This is a genomic window from Segatella hominis, assembly GCF_004535825.1.
Classification (GTDB): Bacteria; Bacteroidota; Bacteroidia; order Bacteroidales; family Bacteroidaceae; genus Prevotella; species Prevotella hominis.
The window spans coordinates 1-19625 of record NZ_SGVY01000046.1 but is presented as its reverse complement, the minus strand read 5'-3'; the positions used below and the strand labels follow the sequence as shown (position 1 = coordinate 19625).

17 protein-coding genes, 1 tRNA gene and 1 pseudogene are annotated in these 19625 nt (G+C 42.1%); 14 read left to right on the top strand and 5 right to left on the bottom strand.

Going from position 1 to position 19625, the window contains the following annotated elements; all coding sequences use genetic code 11:
- The first annotated feature begins 25 nt into the window (after positions 1 to 25).
- The 3 genes from EXN75_RS13625 to EXN75_RS13615 are packed head-to-tail and all read left to right on the top strand — an operon-like array spanning position 26 to position 7566.
- On the top strand, positions 26 to 5551 hold the full coding sequence (locus EXN75_RS13625) for an alpha-2-macroglobulin family protein (protein ID WP_167639526.1): 5526 nt from the start codon (positions 26 to 28) through the stop codon (positions 5549 to 5551).
- A 32-nt stretch (positions 5552 to 5583) separates the two neighbouring features.
- Positions 5584 to 6669 (top strand): DUF1573 domain-containing protein, encoded by a 1086-nt coding sequence (locus tag EXN75_RS13620; protein WP_408005964.1) that lies wholly within the window; start codon positions 5584 to 5586, stop codon positions 6667 to 6669.
- Positions 6670 to 6681: 12 nt separating this feature from the next.
- Complete coding sequence (locus tag EXN75_RS13615) at positions 6682 to 7566, top strand: 4-hydroxy-3-methylbut-2-enyl diphosphate reductase (RefSeq protein WP_134844220.1); 885 nt, start codon at positions 6682 to 6684, stop codon at positions 7564 to 7566.
- A 217-nt stretch (positions 7567 to 7783) separates the two neighbouring features.
- Here the strand turns inward: EXN75_RS13615 and cmk are convergent, their stop codons facing one another.
- Both cmk and porQ read right to left on the bottom strand, forming a co-directional pair.
- Positions 7784 to 8479 (bottom strand): (d)CMP kinase, encoded by a 696-nt coding sequence (gene cmk, locus EXN75_RS13610; RefSeq protein ID WP_118118368.1) that lies wholly within the window; start codon positions 8477 to 8479, stop codon positions 7784 to 7786.
- Between the two features lie 38 nt (positions 8480 to 8517).
- Complete coding sequence (porQ, locus tag EXN75_RS13605) at positions 8518 to 9468, bottom strand: type IX secretion system protein PorQ (RefSeq protein WP_134844219.1); 951 nt, start codon at positions 9466 to 9468, stop codon at positions 8518 to 8520.
- Positions 9469 to 9674: 206 nt separating this feature from the next.
- Here porQ and EXN75_RS13600 point away from each other — a divergent pair, with 206 nt between their 5' ends.
- The 11 genes from EXN75_RS13600 to EXN75_RS13550 all read left to right on the top strand — a co-directional run bounded on the left by EXN75_RS13600 (position 9675) and on the right by EXN75_RS13550 (position 18495).
- A complete protein-coding gene (locus EXN75_RS13600; protein WP_342776618.1) occupies positions 9675 to 10337 on the top strand; it encodes an energy transducer TonB in 663 nt (220 codons plus the stop codon).
- Between the two features lie 52 nt (positions 10338 to 10389).
- The gene (locus EXN75_RS13595; RefSeq protein WP_134844217.1) at positions 10390 to 11364 is read left to right on the top strand and encodes a polyprenyl synthetase family protein; all 975 of its coding nucleotides are present in this window, start codon (positions 10390 to 10392) and stop codon (positions 11362 to 11364) included.
- A 63-nt stretch (positions 11365 to 11427) separates the two neighbouring features.
- Entirely contained in the window at positions 11428 to 12126 is a 699-nt protein-coding gene (locus tag EXN75_RS13590) for a hypothetical protein (RefSeq protein ID WP_134844216.1), read from the top strand.
- 30 nt (positions 12127 to 12156) lie between these two features.
- A complete protein-coding gene (locus EXN75_RS13585) occupies positions 12157 to 12990 on the top strand; it encodes a TatD family hydrolase (protein WP_134844215.1) in 834 nt (277 codons plus the stop codon).
- A 133-nt stretch (positions 12991 to 13123) separates the two neighbouring features.
- Positions 13124 to 13211, top strand: a tRNA-Ser gene (locus tag EXN75_RS13580).
- 66 nt (positions 13212 to 13277) lie between these two features.
- Positions 13278 to 13955 (top strand): MotA/TolQ/ExbB proton channel family protein, encoded by a 678-nt coding sequence (locus EXN75_RS13575; RefSeq protein ID WP_246031408.1) that lies wholly within the window; start codon positions 13278 to 13280, stop codon positions 13953 to 13955.
- Complete coding sequence (locus EXN75_RS13570; RefSeq protein WP_134844213.1) at positions 13945 to 14466, top strand: hypothetical protein; 522 nt, start codon at positions 13945 to 13947, stop codon at positions 14464 to 14466. Before EXN75_RS13575 ends, EXN75_RS13570 begins: the two co-directional genes overlap by 11 nt.
- A gap of 2 nt (positions 14467 to 14468) precedes the next feature.
- On the top strand, positions 14469 to 15059 hold the full coding sequence (locus EXN75_RS13565) for an ExbD/TolR family protein (RefSeq protein WP_134844212.1): 591 nt from the start codon (positions 14469 to 14471) through the stop codon (positions 15057 to 15059).
- Positions 15056 to 15523: an ExbD/TolR family protein gene (locus EXN75_RS13560; RefSeq protein WP_022110074.1), complete on the top strand. Its 468-nt coding sequence runs from the start codon at positions 15056 to 15058 to the stop codon at positions 15521 to 15523. The genes EXN75_RS13565 and EXN75_RS13560 overlap by 4 nt, the downstream gene beginning before the upstream one ends.
- An 81-nt stretch (positions 15524 to 15604) precedes the next feature.
- Complete coding sequence (locus tag EXN75_RS13555; RefSeq protein WP_134844211.1) at positions 15605 to 16117, top strand: Lrp/AsnC family transcriptional regulator; 513 nt, start codon at positions 15605 to 15607, stop codon at positions 16115 to 16117.
- Positions 16118 to 16983: 866 nt separating this feature from the next.
- On the top strand, positions 16984 to 18495 hold the full coding sequence (locus EXN75_RS13550; protein ID WP_134844210.1) for a hypothetical protein: 1512 nt from the start codon (positions 16984 to 16986) through the stop codon (positions 18493 to 18495).
- A 6-nt stretch (positions 18496 to 18501) separates the two neighbouring features.
- Here the strand turns inward: EXN75_RS13550 and EXN75_RS13545 are convergent, their stop codons facing one another.
- The 3 genes and pseudogenes from EXN75_RS13545 to EXN75_RS17820 all read right to left on the bottom strand — a co-directional run.
- Positions 18502 to 19029 carry an N-acetylmuramoyl-L-alanine amidase gene (locus EXN75_RS13545; RefSeq protein WP_134844227.1) on the bottom strand — a complete coding sequence of 176 codons (528 nt, stop codon included), beginning with the start codon at positions 19027 to 19029 and terminating at the stop codon, positions 18502 to 18504.
- Between the two features lie 90 nt (positions 19030 to 19119).
- The gene (locus EXN75_RS17825) at positions 19120 to 19254 is read right to left on the bottom strand and encodes a smalltalk protein (protein ID WP_167639525.1); all 135 of its coding nucleotides are present in this window, start codon (positions 19252 to 19254) and stop codon (positions 19120 to 19122) included.
- Between the two features lie 96 nt (positions 19255 to 19350).
- A pseudogene (locus EXN75_RS17820) lies at positions 19351 to 19625 on the bottom strand (hypothetical protein); the annotation flags it as partial.

The following is a 19625-nucleotide window of genomic DNA, read 5'->3' as shown; positions in this document are numbered from 1 at the left end:
TGTTAACATAATGTGCACTTGGCTTATGAAAAGAAACATTATAACACTTATCATAGTTGTGTTTGCCATGATGCAAACTACGGCTCAAACTTATGACAACTTGTGGAAGCAAGCTGACATCATCGCTCAGAAGGACCAGCCGAAGAGCGAAATTGGGGTGATGCAGAAAATCATCTCCAAGGCTTCTGCGGCTAAAGACTACGGTCAGCTGCTGGCGGCTGAGATGAGGCAGGTGATGCTCTGGAAAGAGATTTCGGCAGACTCACTGACGCCGAATGTGAAGCGGATGGAGGCTGAAGCTTTGAAGACAAATGACCCGATGTTGAAAGCGGTGAGATATGCTGTGCTCGGCAAGGTATATCATGATAATCCGTATGGAATAGAAGTGGATGAGGCTTCTTTGGAACAAAGGGAGGATGCTTCTTATTATCAAAGTCAGCGAAAGGTAAACCTGAAGAAGAGCCGGGAGTTCTTCAAGAAAGCGATGGCGCACCCAGAGCTTCTTGCCAAGCATGCTTCTACTGAGTATGTGCCGCTGACTCTAAAAGGGGTGGACGGAAGTTCCTTCAAGAATGATTTGCTTCATCTCATCGGATTCGAGGCAGACAGCAAGGAGGCGTATCTGCAGCTGTACACCTATTATAATAAGGTGGGAAATCGGGGTGCGGCTTGTCTCTGTGCCTACAAACTTATCGAGAAATACCGTCAGGATGATGTAAGAGAGGTGAAGAAATCGAAGTATCTCAGAACCATCGACTCGCTCATCCATGTATATCAGGATATTCCGGAGGCTGGTGAACTTGCTGTGGAGCATTTCCGTTTCATGGAGCGTTCTACAGATGCCAAAGCACAGGATAAACTCAAATATATCAACTATGCTTTGAGCCACTGGGGTGGATGGTCGAGAATGAATGTGCTGAGGAATGCACAGAAGCGCCTCACTGAACCGATGTTCTCTGTGGAGGATATGCCTTTGGTGCTGCGCCCTACAGAAAAGAAGTGGGTGCATCTGAATGTGCGCAATCTTCAGAATCTGAATATTCGGCTTTCCCGCCTCAATATTACGGCAGATAACGATTATAATGCGCAGGATGAGGCTATCTATAAGATGCTCCTGAAGAAGACTACGAAGCTGCATCAGAAGGATTTCAGCCGCAACTATTACGGTCGGCCGGATTATGAAACGGTGAAGGATTCCATCGAAATCGGTGGCAATCTGCCGCTGGGTGCCTATCTGATGGAGGTGACTTCGGATAATACCGGCATCGCTCCGCAGCGAGAACTCTTCTATGTCAGCAATCTGGCGGTGATGATCCAGCAGTTGCCGGATGATAAACATCGCTATGTGGTGGTGAATGCTACAGATGGGCAGCCTATCGCTGGGGCGAAGATAGAACTCTACGACCAGCGGTATGATTTCAAGACGAAGAAGGACAAGCGAATAGTTCATGCCCGCTTGACAACAGATGAGAACGGTGAGGCTTACTTCAAGAATGTGGATGGAGAGGTATTGGTTTCTACCAACAATGACAAGTTTACGCCAGCCAAGTACATCTATCTCAGCCGTACCCGCTATTATGAGAAGAAGGATAACGAGACTAAATATCAGGTTTATACCGATCGTGCCATCTATCGCCCGGGGCAGAAGGTACATGCCTCAGCCATTTTCTATACTGTCAAGAAGGGGTTGGATGCCAGCGTGCCAGGAAAGAGTATGGAACTGAAGTTTGTCCTGAGTGATGCCAACTGGAAGCAGGTGGCAGAACAGAAGGTTACGACCGATGAATATGGTACGGCTTCGGTAGATTTCGAACTCCCGAAGGAGGGAAAGACAGGACAGTATTCCATCTCCGTGAATGGTACAGCAAGCGAATATTTCAGAGTTGAGGAGTACAAGCGTCCAACCTTCGAGATTACCTTCCCGAAGGTGAACGAGAAATATAACTGGGGCGATACCGTGGTGGTGAAAGCTTCAGCCAAGACCTATGCCGGTGTGCCTGTGCAGGGTGCCAAGGTGGAGTATCAGGTGACCCGCAGAAATCAGCTCTGGTGGTGGGGTGCAGGCTCTGCCGGACAGTTGGTGAAGACTGACAGTTGCGTGACTCGTGAGGACGGAACCTTCGACGTAGAGATTCCGCTGGAGGCTTCCTTGCCAGGAAAAGACGAGACCGATATGAGCAACTTCATGCGCATCGCCCGTTTCTTCAACTTCGAGGTCTCAGCCATCGTTACCGACATCAGCGGCGAGAGCCACGAGGGCGTGATGAGTCTGCCTCTGGGCACCAAACCAACCATCCTCACGGTGAATCTTCCTAAGCGTATCGAAACAGACAGTCTGAAGACGGTGACCTTCGCTTACCGCAATGCCAGTGGTATGCCGATTTCGAGCAGATTAAAATATCGAATTGATAAGGGCGAATGGAAGGATGCCGAGGCGAATGCACCGGTTTCTATCAAGGAATATGCTGCTTCTGCCTCTTCTTCCCTCGTTTGGAAATCTGGCGTTCATCAGCTGGAGGCAATCTGCGGACAGGACACCCTGCAGCAGAAATTCACGCTCTTCAGTATGAAGGATACCCATCCGGTGGAGCCAACTACCGAATGGTATTATCAGACGGCGAAGACTTTCCCTCGTGATGGCAAGCCGGTCTATATCCAGGTGGGCTCTTCGGAGAACGGAGCGCACATCGTATATTCCATCATCGCCGGCAACAAACTGCTGGAGAAGGGCGCCTGGGAGTTGGGCGACAGTATCGTGACCCTGCCTTTCACCTACAAGGAGGAATATGCGTCGGGCATCGTACTGAACTATAGTTTCGTGAAGCAAGGCAAGTGCTATACCCGAATGATGAGCATCGCCCGTCCTTTGCCTGAGAAGAAACTGAACATCGCCTGGAAGACCTTCCGCAACCGTCTGACCCCTGGACAGAAGGAGGAGTGGACGCTGAAGATTACCACCCCTGACGGCAAGCCAGCCAAGGCACAGCTGATGAGCGTACTCTATGACAAGTCGCTCGACCAGATAGCCCCGCATTTCTGGAATCTCTCCCTGGACTTCTATCAGAGTTTGCCAAACTGCTACTGGAAGCACAACCTCACTTTCCGCCCATTTTACTTGAATGGCGTTTATCCTACCAAGTATTATGACGAGAAGCAATTGGATGTGGATAAGTTTGATGGCAAATTCTTTAGCTATTATGCTTATATGCAAGCGGTGGAGCTGAGCAAGTTGGAACGTTCTTTTGGCGGAACCGTAGAGTCTGTTCGTATAAAGAAAGACGAGCTGGTTCAGGAAGAAGGGAGGGTCATGAAAACTCGTGGGAGTAATATGAACCGTGTTGCAGCGGCTGCTCCATCTGCCAACAAGGTTTTTGATGTAGTAGAGGAGATGCCGCAGTTTGTAGGTGGTTCTGGCTCAGACGTAGGACAGTACCTTGACAAAGTGCAGGTGCGTGAAAACCTGAACGAGACTGCCTTCTTCTATCCAGCCTTGGAGAGCGACAACAATGGCAACGTAGCCATCAGATTTACCTTGCCGGAAAGCGTGACCACCTGGAAGTTCATGGGATTGGCTCATGACAAGGAAATGCGCAACGGATTGCTGGTGGATGAGGCTGTGGCTCAGAAAACCGTAATGGTGCAGCCTAACATGCCTCGCTTCCTGCGTGAGGGCGACAAGGCTACCATCGTGGCTAAGCTCTCCAATACCTCTGACAAGAAGGTGAGCGGCAATGTCCGCATGCTGATTCTGGATGCTGAAACCCAGAAGTTGGTTTGGCAGAAGACCCAGGGCTATCACATCGATGCTGAGGGTTCTGCTACCGTTTCTTTCGATGTTCAAGGTCTGAAAGAGGGTGTATATATTAATAAGGTGGTGGCTGCCGGAAACGGATACAGCGATGGCGAACAGCACTATCTGCCGGTCTTGAGTGATCGTGAACTCGTAGTGAATACGCTGCCTATCACCTTGCATCAGCAGGGCGAACAGAGCTTCGACCTGAGCAAACTCTTCCTGGACAAGGAGGGCAAGCAGGCAAAGGGAACAGAGGAGGCAAAGGTCACCGTGGAATATACCAACAATCCAAGTTGGCTGATGATCAAGGCGTTGCCTGCCATCAGCAATCCGGATGATGAGGACGCCATCTCGCTGATGTCTGCCATCTATGCCAATACCATCACCACTTATATCCAGAAAAATCTATCTTTGGAAACCAGCCGTCTGCAAAATCAGGTGGAGAAACTGAGGAAGTTGCAGAATAACGATGGTTCCTTCTCCTGGTGGAAGGGAATGAAGGGCAGCAGATATATGACTACGGCTGTAGCCGAGATGATGGTTCGTCTGAATGCCATCGCCGGCACGCAAAAGTCAATCTCTAAAATGCTGACTTCTGCCATCAATTATCTCTCCTGGCAGACAGCTCGTGAAGTTAGAGAGATGAAGAAGATGGAGGAGAAGAAGCACAAGGTAAGTCCAAGTGAACAGGCGCTGCATTATCTCTACATTCTTTCAATGGATGGCAGAAAGATGAAGGAGAATTTCGAACAGGACCAGGCTTATCTGCTGGATAAAATGTCGAAGATGACCAGTGATTTCACCATCTATGGTAAGGCACGTGCTGCTGTGGTGCTCGCCAAGAACAGCCAGCAGAATGCTGCTTATCGCGAAAAAGCGGGTGAATATCTGCAGAGCGTGAACGAATATGCCGTTTATCGTGAGGAGATGGGCCGCTATTATGATACCCGTAAGGCACTCTATAGCTGGAGAAACTATAAGATTCCTACTCAGGTATCTGTGATAGAGGCGATGCAGCTGCTGAAGCCGAATGACAAGCAGACCATTGAGGAGCTGCAGCGTTGGCTTCTGATGTCTAAACGTACTCAGGTTTGGGATACTCCAGTAAATACCGTGGATGCTGTCTATGCCTTTATGAAAGGTAATGAAAGCAACTGGAACAAGAAGGCAGAAAATGCCGTTTTGAAACTGGATGGCAAGCAGCTTCCGATGCCGCAGGATTCTACGATGTTGGGTTATATTAAGACCGAGAAGGTGGGCAAGGCATCAACCTTGAGCATCAACAAGAAGAGCGACTATACCAGTTGGGGTGCCGTTTATGCAGAATTTAAACAGCCGCTCAGCGAAATCGCTTCTTCTGAGTCGGGCATCAAGGTTCGCCGTGTCGTTGTTACTGCCGAATCGCAGGGCAAGGAAAAGTCTCTGGCTAAGGTGGGCGAGAAGGTAAAGGTAACGCTGATGATCACCGCAGACCGTGATTATGATTTCGTAGAAATCGAAGATAAGCGGGCTGCCTGTCTGGAACCGGTAAACCAGCAGAGCGGTTATCAATGGGGCATGGGTTGTTATGTTTCTCCAAAGGACAACACAACAAATTTCTATTTCGATCGTTTATCTAAAGGTAAGCACGTTGTAGAAATGGAATATTATGTTGATAGAAATGGTGAATATCAAGCAGGCTCTTGTTCTGCCCGATGCGCTTATAGTCCTGAGTTCTGTGGACGTGATATCGCTTATAAGTTAAGCGTACATCAATGAGAAATGAAAAATTAGAAATATAATAATTGATTATGAATAAGATGGATATAAATAAGAGAATAGAGGTGTTGCTGTGTACTACATTGGTGGCTATGGCAGCCAATGCACAGAAACTGACAACGCAAAACGAAAAGGTGGATTGTGGACAAATTGTTTATCTGCATCCTGTAACTGCTGAGTTTCAGATGAAGAATGATGGTAATCGTTCCTTGATTATCAATGATGTGAAGAAAAGTTGTGGCTGTACTGATGTCTCTTATCCTAAAACAAGTATTCCGGCAGGTGATAGCTTCGTAGTCAAAATGACTTATGATGCCAAACAGATGGGTACTTTCCACAAGCAATTGTTGCTTTATACCAACGCTTCAGAAGAACCATGTCTCTTGACTATGCAGGGAAAAGTTGTTGAAAAAGTTTCAGATTTTGCAGGTAGCTATGATTATATGTTAGGTGCAGTGAAGTCTGATGCCCAAGATGTGGAATTTGATGATGTGAATCGTGGAGACCGTCCTGTTCAGCGTATTCATATTTTTAATCCGACAGAATCTGCCATGGAACCTGTTGTGATGCATTTGCCAAGTTATTTGACCGCACAGGTATCACCTTCACGCTTGGGGCCTCATCGCTCTGGAGAAGTTGTACTGACGCTTGATTCTAAGAAATTGCATGATTTCGGTTTGAACCAGACAAGTATTTATTTGGGAGAGCGACCTGGCGATAAAATCTCTTCTGAGAAAGAAATCTCTGTTTCTGCAGTTTTGTTACCTGGATTTGAAGAGATGACTTCCAGTCAGAAAGCGCAAGCTCCAAAGGTTGCGCTGTCAACGTCAACTTTGGATTTAGGCAGTTTCAATGGCAAGAAAAAACTGAAAGGTGAAGTCATCCTGACAAATCAGGGAAAGTCAAACTTGGAAATTAGAAGTATGCAGATGTTTACTGAGGGACTGCAGGTTTCATTAGGAAAGCGAACCATCAAACCTGGTGAATCTGTGAAACTGAAAGTGACTGCCATTGCAGCTATACTCAAAAAGCAGCGTTCAAGAACTCCTCGTGTACTGATGATTACAAATGACCCTGACCATGCGAAGGTGGTAGTAAGAATACAAGTGAAAAAATAATAAGAAACAGGTATGCAGATAGAAATGGATAATGGCAGTGGCTTTTGCTTTGGCGTGACTACTGCCATTAAAAAAGCAGAGGAAGAACTGGCAAAGGGTGTCAAACTATATTGTTTGGGTGACATCGTACATAATGGTATGGAGGTGGAGCGACTTCACGAAGCTGGTCTTCTCACCATCGATCATGAGGAAATGAAAAATCTTCATCATGTAAAGGTTCTTCTTCGTGCGCATGGAGAACCTCCTCAGACTTATGCTCTTGCAGAAAAGAATAATATAGAGATTATTGATGCGACTTGTCCGGTTGTGCTTCAACTTCAAAGACGTATCAAAAAGCAGTTTGTGAGCAATCCTGATGCTCAGATTGTTATTTTTGGAAAGAAAGGTCATGCTGAAGTATTAGGATTGGTGGGTCAGACGGAAAGTCATGCGATTGTTGTAGAGAAGTTTGATGAGGTGAAACAACTGCAGGAAATGGGTAAGTTGGATTTCTCCAAAGATATCTATCTTTATTCGCAGACGACTAAGAGCTTGGATGAATTTCATCGCATTATAGATTATTGTCAGGAGCATATTGTAGATGGAGCTACATTTAAAAGTTTTGATACCATCTGCAGACAAGTGGCAAATCGCATGCCTAATATTGCAAACTTTGCCAGCAAACATGATGTGATACTTTTTGTCAGTGGCCGTAAAAGCTCTAATGGAAAGGTATTATTCAATGAATGTAAGAGTGTGAATCCGAATAGTTATCAGATAGAGAGTGCTGATGAAATCAATATGGATTGGGTGAAGAATGTGAAGACGGTTGGTATTTGTGGTGCTACAAGCACACCAAAATGGTTGATGGAAGAAATCATGAATCATTTGAAAAATGCAATCGGACAGTCTGAGTAAAGATACATATATAAAAACAGGTGGTAAGGCTTCTCACGAAGACCCACCACCTTCAAAAAACAGTAATTAACTCAAAATTTATAATCTATATCATTACTACCTTGTCATTTGATTGCAAATATATTAAAAAGAAAACTAAATTCCAACTATTTTTCAATGAAAGTTATGATTGTTTAGCAGAAATCTTTCTGTTTAACAGATTTTTGCAAATCTAACGCTATTTTTGTGTTATAGCGGTCTGGTAATGCTGCATCAACCATTCTTTTTGTTGAGGAATAGTCATGTTGCTATTGTCCAGAATCAAGGCATCATCAGCTTTCTTGAGAGGGGATACCTCTCTATGGGTATCAATATAATCTCGTTCTTCTACATTTTTAAGGATGGCGTCAAAGTCGGCTGCCATTCCTTTTGCTTTCAGTTCATCATAGCGGCGCTGTGCTCTAACCTGTGAACTGGCAGTAACGAAAACTTTCAGTTCGGCATGAGGGAACACCGTAGTGCCGATGTCTCTACCATCCATTACGATGCCTTTGGCTTCTCCCATTTTTTGCTGTTGTGCTACCAAGGCTTTTCTGACGAAAGGTATTGCGGCAATAGGACTGACATGGTTGGATACTTCCAAAGTTCTGATTTCTTTTTCTACCAATTCGCCGTTGAGATAGCAGTCTGGAGTTTGTGTGTCAGGATTCAGTTTAAAAGAAATATGGATGTTTGGCATTTCTTTTTCTAAGTTGTCTGTATCTACACTTCCATCTTCCAGGAAGAGATGATGACGCATGGCATAGAGAGCCACCGAACGGTACATTGCTCCTGTATCAACATATATGTAACCTATTTCTTTAGCAAGGTCTTTCGCCATCGTACTCTTACCACAAGAAGAGTAACCATCTATAGCTATAGTAATTTTCTTCATTTTATTGGATATTTATGATATTGTTTTGAATTATAATCTTATAATGTAAATGCTAAATTGGCAATGATGCTGCTACTGCTGACGTGATATTTTCCGTAAGCAATATTCAGATGGAAACGGTTGAGATTGATACCCCCTCCAAAGGAAAGTCCTGCTCCATGACTACTGCCTTTCTCCTCAGAGTTGCTGGCTATTTTCATCTCTTTTGCTCTTCTGAAATTATAGCCTCCGCCAATCCATATCTGATCAGAAAGTAAAAGTTCAGCTCCGATTACGGCATGGTAGATAAAACTTTTCTCCCAATTGTTGAGATTGACCAAAGTAGCAGAGACCCTTAATGGGGTATTCGTAAAGCGTTTGCTGACTCCCACTTGTAAATCAATCGGCATCTTGTCATACTCATCCTGATATGCTTTTATCTGTCCGCCCAAATTCTTGGCAGTAGCAGAAATGGACCATTCGTGCTCGGGATCATAATAATTGATACCGAGATCAACACCCACTCCAATAGAATTGTAGTCGCCAATATAGGAAGTGATGAATTTGGCAGCAATACCACCAGCAATTTTATCGCTCAACATATATGAAAAGTAACCGGCTATGGTAATGTCCTTGGCAGAAAAATCGCCTAAGATGTTATTGTTGGCATCGGTTTCCTTCATGTTACCATAATCCATGTATTGGGCAGAAACCGCCCAGGATGCTTTTTCCTTGATGACACGATTAAAAGAGGCAGAAGCAGTATTGACTCCTGACATATAATTCATATAATTGAGGTTAATGGTCTTGTCGCTTACCGATGAAAGCAAGGCAGGATTTTGGAATATGAGCGCTTCGTCATCTTCTATTAAGGTGACGTTATCTCCACCAAGTGCAGCAGCATGAGCACTAACAGGTAGGCGGAGGAAATTATATCCCGTTTGGCTCTCTTGTGCGTGCAATTTTGATGCAAAAAGCGTCAAGAGAGCGAAAAAAACTATTTTTTTCATTTAAATTCTCTAATTATTTTGCAAAGATACACTTTTTTTCAATAATAAGACGTAAATTTGCATTGATTTCGTTTAATATAACGATTGTACACTTCATTTATTGTAGAAGATTCTGCAAAAGAGGAGATTTAAAAGTGGAAATAAAGAAGACTAATAGTGCACGACTGGATAATAAGCGGGGAACTTTTTTCTTGCTGGGTATGGTTATGACTTTATCATTCGTATTTGTAGGCTTGCAATATCAAAATCATGCATCTGATTCCGATTTAGACTCTGATGATCTGGAGGAGTTAGCACAGGATTTGGAGATGAATATGCCTGCAGAACAAAAGGATATGGTATCGGCAGAAGCTCCTTCTGCGCCCGTCTCTAAATCCATTACGCAAGAGGTGAAAACTGCAGAGAAAACAGAAACTGCTCCTCAAAAAATCAGCAGTACTACAAGTGAACTGGTGATTGGTGATGGGGAAGGGGAAGTGGATGGCTCTGATATTAAAGAGGCTGTGCCTGAAAATGTGGTAGATAAATCCAATTCTGCTGCATTGGCTGAGGCTCCAATCAATTTTACGGTTGTACAGAAAATACCGCAATTTCCTGGAGGATGGTCTGTTTTTATGCAATGGCTTACAAAAAACTTAAAATATCCTCATTCTGCACAACAGAATAAAATACAGGGAACGGTAGTTGTGTCTTTTATCGTCAACAAGGATGGTAGTGTGGCCGATCTGAAAGTGAGTAAGTCGGCAAATCCTATTTTGGATAATGAGGCTATGCGTGTGCTGAAAATGATGCCGAAATGGAAACCTGGAATGGATAAGAACAAGGTTTGTCGTACTATGATTGCCATTCCTGTGGTATTTCAATTGTAACGTGAATCTTAAAAAGATATGTTCGATTAATTAATAATAAATTTAATATATAATGAAGACAGCTGATGAAATTTTGAAGATGGTTAATGAGTTCTTGGACCATTTGTCATACGACAGAAAACCTGAGTCTCTTTACGAACCGATTAAATATGTCCTCTCAATGGGAGGAAAACGTATTCGCCCTACGTTAATGCTTTTGGCTTATAATCTCTATAAGGAAAATCCGGAAGACATCCTCATGAATGCCTGCGCTTTGGAGACCTATCATAATTATACTTTGTTGCATGATGATTTGATGGATAATGCCGATATGCGTCGTGGTCATTTGACGGTCCATAAAAAATGGAATGATAATACCGCCATCTTGTCTGGTGACTCTATGTTGGTTCTCGCCTTTCAACGTATGATGCAGTGTGATGCAAAACATTTAAAAGACATCTTGGATCTCTTTACGGTTACTGCATTGGAAATTGGTGAAGGTCAGCAATATGATATGGAGTTTGAAACTCGCAATGACGTAAAGGAAGAAGAATATATTGAGATGATTCGCCTCAAGACGAGTGTTCTCTTGGCTTGTGCTTTGAAAATAGGTGCAATCTTGGCAGACGCAAGTGCTGAGGATGCAGAAAATCTCTATAAGTTTGGAGAACAAATTGGCTTGGCATTCCAGTTGCAGGATGATTATCTTGATGTTTATGGTGATTCCAAGGTCTTTGGTAAAGAAATAGGAGGTGACATCACTTCTAATAAAAAAACTTATATGCTCATTAATGCTTTCAACAAGGCCAATGATGCGCAGCGTGAGGAATTAACCCGTTGGGTTAGTGCTCGTGATTTTGACAGAAATGAGAAGGTAAATGCTGTGACTCGTCTTTATAATGAGATAGGTATCGATCAATTGGCGCAAGATAAGATTGCTTATTATTTCGCGCAAAGTAAGAAATTCCTTGACGCGGTCAATGTACCTGAAGAGAAAAAAGAGGAATTGCGCAAGTATGCTCAAAAAATGATGAAACGCCAATATTAACAGGTGTTCGTCGGATTGTTTGTATTGAAAGTAACTTTTTAAAATAGTAGAGGAGATATTCAAGTGCCATATAGGAGACTGCCAAAAACTGATACTGCAAGGCTGAAAGCATTGAAAACGCTTTTGGACAATAATGATACTTATACGGTTAGGGAACGCTTTATTGATTGGAAGACAATCAATAAAGCGCAACCTGCGTATGATAAGTTGTTGACTGCTTCAGAGCAGTATAAGGTCAACTTGAAGGCTCAGACCAGATTTACGGGGAAGATAGATAAATTGCAGAAAAATGCGATGATGTATATAAGCCATTTCCTGCAAGTCTTATTTTTAGCTGTGGAACGTGGCGAAATCAAACGAAGCTGTCTTACTCTGTATGGACTTGACGAGGAAGCATCTGCTGTTCCTCATCTCAAAACGATAGATGGACTTTTGGACTGGGGACAGAAAATTATTGCTGGTGAGAAAGCCAGACTCAAACAAGGTGGAAGACCGATTTATAATCCTACTATAGGCATGGTCTCTACCCATTATGATATATATTGTGAGGCTATTGAAAGGCAACGCATTTTGCAGGATAGGGTGAATGATTCGATAGAAAAACTCAGGTTGTTGAGACCTGCGGTCGATGAGGTGATTTTGGATTTATGGAATCAGATAGAACATCATTTTGTGAATGAACCACCTGAAACCCGTTTTAATCATTGTCGTGAATATGGCATCGTATATTATTATCGGCGCCATGAACCGCATATTTATTGATATGGATTTCTTATATAATGATTGATGTATATGAAAATAGTAGATACACATACTCATCTTGATGGTGAGGAGTTTGATGAAGATCGCTCAGAAGTTATTATGCGTGCAAAGGAGGCTGGGGTCGGCATGGTGTTTCTCCCTGCTATTGATGTGAAGACATCAGAAGCAGTATTGAAGTTAAGTCATGAATATCCTGGCTATGCATATCCTATGGTAGGACTTCATCCAGAGGAAGTGAAAGCCGATTGGAAAGAACAATTGAAAAAAATAGAGGCTATTTTGGATGAGCATCTTACAGCTGTGGATGGTTTGAATGGGATTAAGTATAAAAGCGATTACATTGCAATCGGAGAAATCGGACTTGATTTCTATTGGAGCCGTGAGTTTGAAAAAGAACAGCTTGAGGCTTTTGAGAAACAAGTTGAGTGGTCTTACGAGACGGGTCTTCCTCTGATGATACATTGTCGTAAAGCTCAGAATGAAATGTTGCATATATTACGTAAATGGAAAGATAAACTGCCAGGTGGAGTCTTTCACTGTTTTACAGGCAATCAGCAAGAGGCTAAAGAATTATTAGAGTATGATAATTTTGTGCTTGGTATTGGTGGCGTGTCAACATTCAAGAGCAGTCATTTGCGTGAAGACCTTCCTGCAGCAGTACCTCTGGAAAGAATCGTTTTAGAGACAGATAGTCCTTATATGGCTCCTGTTCCATATCGTGGTAAGCGTAATGAAAGTGCCTTTGTAGTACAAGTCATGAAGACCTTGGCAACTGCTTATGGTGTCAGTGAAGAAGAGGTTGCAAAGGTGACTAATCAGAACGTAGAACGTGTTTTTGGCGTAAAAACGGGACAATTTTCTTAAAGAAATATAAAAAGAATAGTTATTTATGGTATTTTGCCCGAAAAGCGATAATTTTGCAGTCCGAATTGCGATGCTATGTTTATCATGGTATTGTTAGATTTGGTATTCAATAGCGTCTTTGACGGCAGATGAAGGAAAGGTGCTCGAGTGGCTGAAGAGGCACGCCTGGAAAGCGTGTAACCGGCAAAACCGGTTCGGGGGTTCGAATCCCCCTCTTTCCGCTGTATCTTATTTTAAATAATATGAAGAAATATACATTTATTGCGCGTTTCGCAATATTGATATTTATGATAACTTCTTCTTTACCGATATTGGCACAAGAAGAGTCGATGGGATTCCATCAAGCACTTAAGACTAAGTTTATTGAGGGAAATGCTGGCTTTATGTCGCTTGTTGCCATAGCTTTAATTATTGGCTTGGCTTTCTGCATAGAGCGAATTGTCTATCTGAGTCTTTCTGAAATTAACGCTAAGCAGTTGATGGCTGATCTTGATGAGAAAGTAGCTGCGGGTGATATTGAAGGCGCAAAAGAATTGTGTCGTAATACCCGTGGACCTGTTGCCTCTATCTGTTATCAGGGTCTGCTGCGCATCAAGGATACGATGGGTGATATAGAGCGTTCGGTTTCAAGTTATGGCTCTGTGCAGGTTGCTAATTTGGAAAAAGGATGTTCGTGGATTACTCTTTTCATTGCAATGGCTCCTTCTTTAGGCTTTTTAGGTACCGTCATTGGTATGGTTATGGCTTTTGATCAAATTCAGCAAGCTGGAGATATTAGTCCTACGATTGTGGCTTCTGGTATGAAAGTCGCTTTGTTGACAACTATTTTTGGTATCATAGTTGCTCTGATTTTACAGGTCTTCTATAATTATATCTTGTCTAAGATCGAACATATCACCAGCCAGATGGAGGAATCTGCGATTTCTCTGATGGATATTATAGCAAAGTATAAAGATGAAAATTAGTAATATTAAGAAATGGTCAACAGAAAAGTTGTCACAGTCCATATTCTATGTGTTGGTAGGTTTTGCTGTGATTACTTTTTTCCTGTTCTTCTTTGTAGGATATGATATGCCTTTCGAGGAGAACCCGGATTTTAATGCTCCATTTTTTACTAATCTTTTATTGGTTACCATGTGGATATTTTTCCTCTTGGCCTTATGTCTGGCAATATATTCATTTGTCAGGGTAGGTAAAAGAAAGTCCAAGGGTGAGATGAAGATGAATGGTATTCCTGCAGGGAATATTGTTTGGATTACATGGGGAGGAACTTTGGCATTGTTGGTTTTAACGTTCGTCTTGGGTTCCTCAGGAATGATTTTGATTAATGGACAGGCTTTTACTGATTGGTTGTGGCTTAAATTGTCAGATATGTTTATATGGTCTTCTGCCACATTGTTATTGTGTGCTATAGGAGCAGTTTTATTTGGTGCTACACGTTATATCAGAAAAGACCGTAAAAGATTTAAAAAGTAATTATGTTTGTTAGACGAAATAAAAGGCAAGTTCCTGGAGTGAACACCGCTTCAACAGCAGATATTTCTTTTATGTTGCTGATATTCTTTCTTGTCACGACTTCAATGGATGTTGACAAGGGACTTTTTCGTCTATTACCTTCTCCTGAACCTCAGAAACAGTTGAAGACTGAAACGATAGTAGATAAGAATACTTTGATGGCTTTGCATGTTACTGCCGATCATCGTTTGCTCTTGAATGATAAGCCGATTGAGGTTTCTCGACTGAAAGGTGAAATCATTCAGTTTGTCAATCGTTTAGGCAATCGTCATCTCATTTCTATAGAGAGCGACAGAGAGGCAGATTATGACTTGTACTTTCAAATGCAAAACCAAATCATGATGGCGTATAATGAACTGCGCAATCAATATTCTATGAAGCATTTTGGAAAGGCATTTGATGCCCTTAGCTCCTCTCAAAAGGAGAGCGTTAGAAAGAACTGCCAGCAGCGCGTGACGGAGTCTTATGCGAATGCATCGGTTGGTTCTGATAAGCGAGTAGATGCAATGGCAGAAGAGCAAGAGCATTCTGAAGAGAAAGGAGGCAAGCAATGAGTATGGGTTTTAAAAGGCGTTCTCATGAAGTTCCTGGCTTGAATACGTCTTCATTGCCGGATTTGATATTTACCGTGCTTTTTTTCTTCATGATAGTTACTCACATGAGGCATGAAACGGTTAAGGTAAAGTTTCAGGTACCACAGGGAAAGGAACTGACAAGATTAACCAAGAAGTCTGCTGTTACTTATCTTTATATAGGAAGGCCTATTTCTGCTGCTACTCAGCCTCAGAATGATTCTGCTTGTGTTCAGATGAATGATAAGTTAATAACTCCTTCTGAAATCTCTGATTATATGAGTGCAGAGAAAAAGCGAATGAGTCCTGAGGACTTGCAGGCAATGGTCGTTTCAATCAAAGCGGATAAGTATTCTAAAATGGGAGTTATTATTGACGTTAAGCAAGCTTTACGCCAATCAAAAGCCCTTAGAATCAATTATTCTGCTGAAGATAATGGAAAATAATTAAAAATTATAATTAAAGTTGCATAAAAAGTTGCGAATATTAAATTTTAGTAGTAACTTTGCACCCAAACTATTATAATTATGTCAAAACAAGTATTAGATTCATTAGACAGAAAGATCCTGAAGTTAATTTCTCAGGATGCGCGTATTCCATTTTTGGAGGTTGCACGAGCTTGTAATGTAAGTGGTGCTGCCATTCATCAGCGTGTTGCTAAATTGACAAACCTTGGCATTATCAAAGGCTCTCAGTTTATTATAGATCCAGAGAAGATAGGTTACGAGACCTGCGCATACGTGGGATTGTATTTGAAAAATCCGGAGAATTTCGACAAGGTTGTTGCTGAGTTGAGAAAAATTCCAGAAGTGGTGGAATGTCATTATACGACTGGTGGCATGGATATGTTCATCAAGATATATGCTTCCAATAATCATCATCTTCTGGAAATTATTCATGATAAGCTCCAGCCTTTAGGCTTGTCCAGAAGCGAGACTATCATTTCCTTTAATGCTGCGATAAATCGTCAGTTGCCTTTAGCGGAAATTGAGAATCAAGAAGTAGAGGATGAAGATGAGGAAGATGAAATTATCAACTAATCTATATTATAATAAAAGCTGCATGTCATTTGTGAAATTGATATGCTATTAAAATAAAAAAAGCCAGTTCCTAAAGAACTGGCTTTTTATATATTCTCTAATATATATTGTATAAGTAAAAGATGATTCTTAGCGTTTCACAACGCCCTTTGTTTTAATTCTGATGCAAAGATACATGAAACTTGCCTTTTATGGGGGTAATTTTTGTTTTTATGATGTGTAATTATTGTTTTATACGTAGAAAAACTAATTATTACCTCAAAATATGCTATTTTTATACCTTCTTTCTGAATCTCTATGTAAGAGATACAGAATCACACTGCAAAAATACGAAAAAATATTGTAAATAAGCGAATTATGCGTGTTAAAAATTTAATATCACACCATAAAACTCAACAATCATTCGGTAATGATTTTGAACAAGCCTTAATACCCTCAGATTATCAGGAAGTTACGAAGTTTTCAGTATCTCTTACATAGAGATCGGAAAAATGAATAGGATAGAACTATAAATATGGCTTTCATATAAGCAGGGCGTATGACATGCAATTTGCTAAACTCGGGCTTACATGCATCATGTATGCAGAAGGCTGAAAGACATAAAAGTATTGAAGATTAGTGGAAGTTAGTCTATTGATTTTTCAATGCTGTGATACATTTCACAAAACCAATAATCCGGGAAGAGAAATCTTTTCAGGAGAAACCGAGATGTATCATGCGGTCAAACGCGTTTAATATTGGGTCGCTCCTTTCACTCTTCACTCTTCACTCTTCATTCTTCACTAAAAATGTGGTTTATAGTCAATACAAACAAATTTCAAGAACAAAAAACGAAAGAGTTTCTTGAAAATACATATTCTGGCATAGTGAAGTTAGTCTATCTGCCAAAATGCCGGATGAAGTATGTCGATGCCAAGGGAGAAGAGCGTTTCCGTTTTCGTCCAATGATATGTGGATTGCTGTTCATCAAGGCAGACAGCGTAAAAGCTTTGAAGAGAATATTGACATATTGGGGCTATTTCGTCTATGAAGATACTGTCCGAAATTTGGAAACAGGCGAACTGCAGAAAAAGAAGCTTGTCTCCACTGCACATCTTCTTTGTAAGGATGTCAAGGACTTAAACCTGGACGCTATTATAAAAAATGCCACGATTCCAGATGAAGACATGGAACATTTTATCTATTTCTGCGATAAAATGGCAGATGGCATAGAGGGACTGAGTATTGTTGATAAGCGATATGATGACCTCATTTTGGAAAATGATACCATCCGCATATTTAGTGGACCTTTGAAAGGTTGGGTTGGCGTGGTCAAACAAATCAAGAGAAAAGGCAAGAAAGACCGTCATCTTTTTGTGCGCTTTGGAAATAACCACTGCCTCAATGTATCCAATATCCGTCAATACGATATGCAGATAGAGCATGAGGCAACAAAGGGTCCAAAAGCAGAGGCCGTGGGCGTGTGGCGCGCCATCGATCAGATGATTGGCTATCTTCAGGCAAAACAGCCTTCCGAGAATGCTTATAAAACATTGCACAATCTTTTCTTGGATTATCAAAAGAGATTGACTGTCTATCGCAATCGGAGAATGACGGATAGGGAATACAATAACAAGAAAGAAGAGAAAACTGTTGCCCAGCAGCAAAAAGTTTTGGACCAGATAGACAAAAGAATGCGAAATAACTTTCGTATCCTTTCCAAGAACTTTCCGACAGGTGAAATCGCCCTTGGGGAGTGCTTGGAAGAACTGATTCCTGATGCCAAATTACGTCCCTTTCTTACACCAACTTCTGGAGAAATCATCCCAGAAGGACAAAATTTTACGATTTTGTGTCATAATGGAATCACAGAACTGATTCTTCGCTGTAATCTTCGAGATGTTTTCCTGGATAAAGATAATGAGTCAGACAAAAACACCACGATATTCGATGAGGACTATGAGTATGATGCCCATTTTGCACTGGTGAATACAGATGGTGGTAAGGTAAAGGCTATCTGTTCATGGGGAGGATTCTATGACTATTACGCTTCTCAAAGTGAGGATGAACGAGAAAAATTCCACACCAACTTGGAGGCGAAGAAATATCCTCGTTTATTATACCTGCTCACACAAAGCGAGTATAAGTTTGAAAAGGTCAATGGCATAGGTGGCTTTTCGATAGAAACAGACATCGTTTACACAGAAGACATGGAAGAGTTGGGAAGAAGAGCAAATGAATTCTTCACTCTTCGTTCCTCACTCTTCACTCAACTCACGGCGGCAGCCGTTGAGATATGGAAAGGAACACGTCTTTTGGTTTGGCGACAATTGTTGCAGCGTTATGTACTGCTTCATAAGGTGCCAGTAATAGACCAAGTTCCGTATGATTCTAAATGATAAAAATTAACACAACTCTTCTATCCATCCAAACACAGCATGAGCATCCAGGCAAGGACATTCCTTCGGCGTAGTGCCAGGCAAGTCCCGATGCCCCACAATCTTCGCTTTCGGAAACAACTTATGAAGCCGCGTCAAGACATCAACGATTCTTTCCGTCTGCTCAGGCGTACGAGTATCGCATGGTTTACCATCCTCATTCAAGCCACCCTCATAGCAGATGCCGATAGAACAACGGTTATACGGCCTCGCATGCGCCCCCACTTCGAGCAAGAAGCGATGTTGCGTCATGGACCCATCCTTACGGATATAAAAGTGGTATCCGATGTCATAGAAACCACGACTCTTATGGTCCCGTCGCAGTTGTTCCACACTATAGTCTTGATTGCGTTGTGTAGCCGAGCAATGCAACACCAAGAATCTCACGGAGTCGGCAGACATCATCATCTTGCCGTCCTCCACTTTAGAGAGGAGCGTGCGCTCATTGCGCACCATCTCCTCCCCAATACTCAAAGGAAATTTCTCATTAATCATCCTCATTTCAGAAAAGTAATTTCTCATTTCTCATTTGTCATTTCTCATTAATGTAGCCCATTTCTAATTTCTCATTTCTCATTTCTCATTTTAAACGCAGTTCTTGCACGAACTTACTCCCAATGCTGTCAGCGCAGCAATAAGCGCCTGAACAACAGCATTCACGATTGAAACCCAAGAAATCTTCTTGGAACCATTGTTAGGATTTTCATTTTGATTACTCATATACATATAGAATTAAAAGTGAAACATCATTTTGAAAATAAGAATTTGTTAGCGGTAGCCGCACCCGACACGAAGTCGGGCACGGCAGAGCATTTACTAAAGCTCGTTGTCTTCACCTGTTCCGCTATCGGTGTTGCCAGAGTTTTCGCTGCCCTCACTACCGGATGGAGTGTTGCCTTCGGAAGGAGTGCCGCCAGATGGAGTAGAGCCACCAGGAGTATGATCTCCCTTGTCAGAAGGCTTGTTGTCGCCATTCGGGTCGTTAGCATCTTCGCCGTACTTCACAAGACTGATGCGATTAGGAATCAGGTCGTAGGTACGCTTGCCATTGCGATCCACGGAGAACGAAGGACGGAAGCCTGGCATAATGC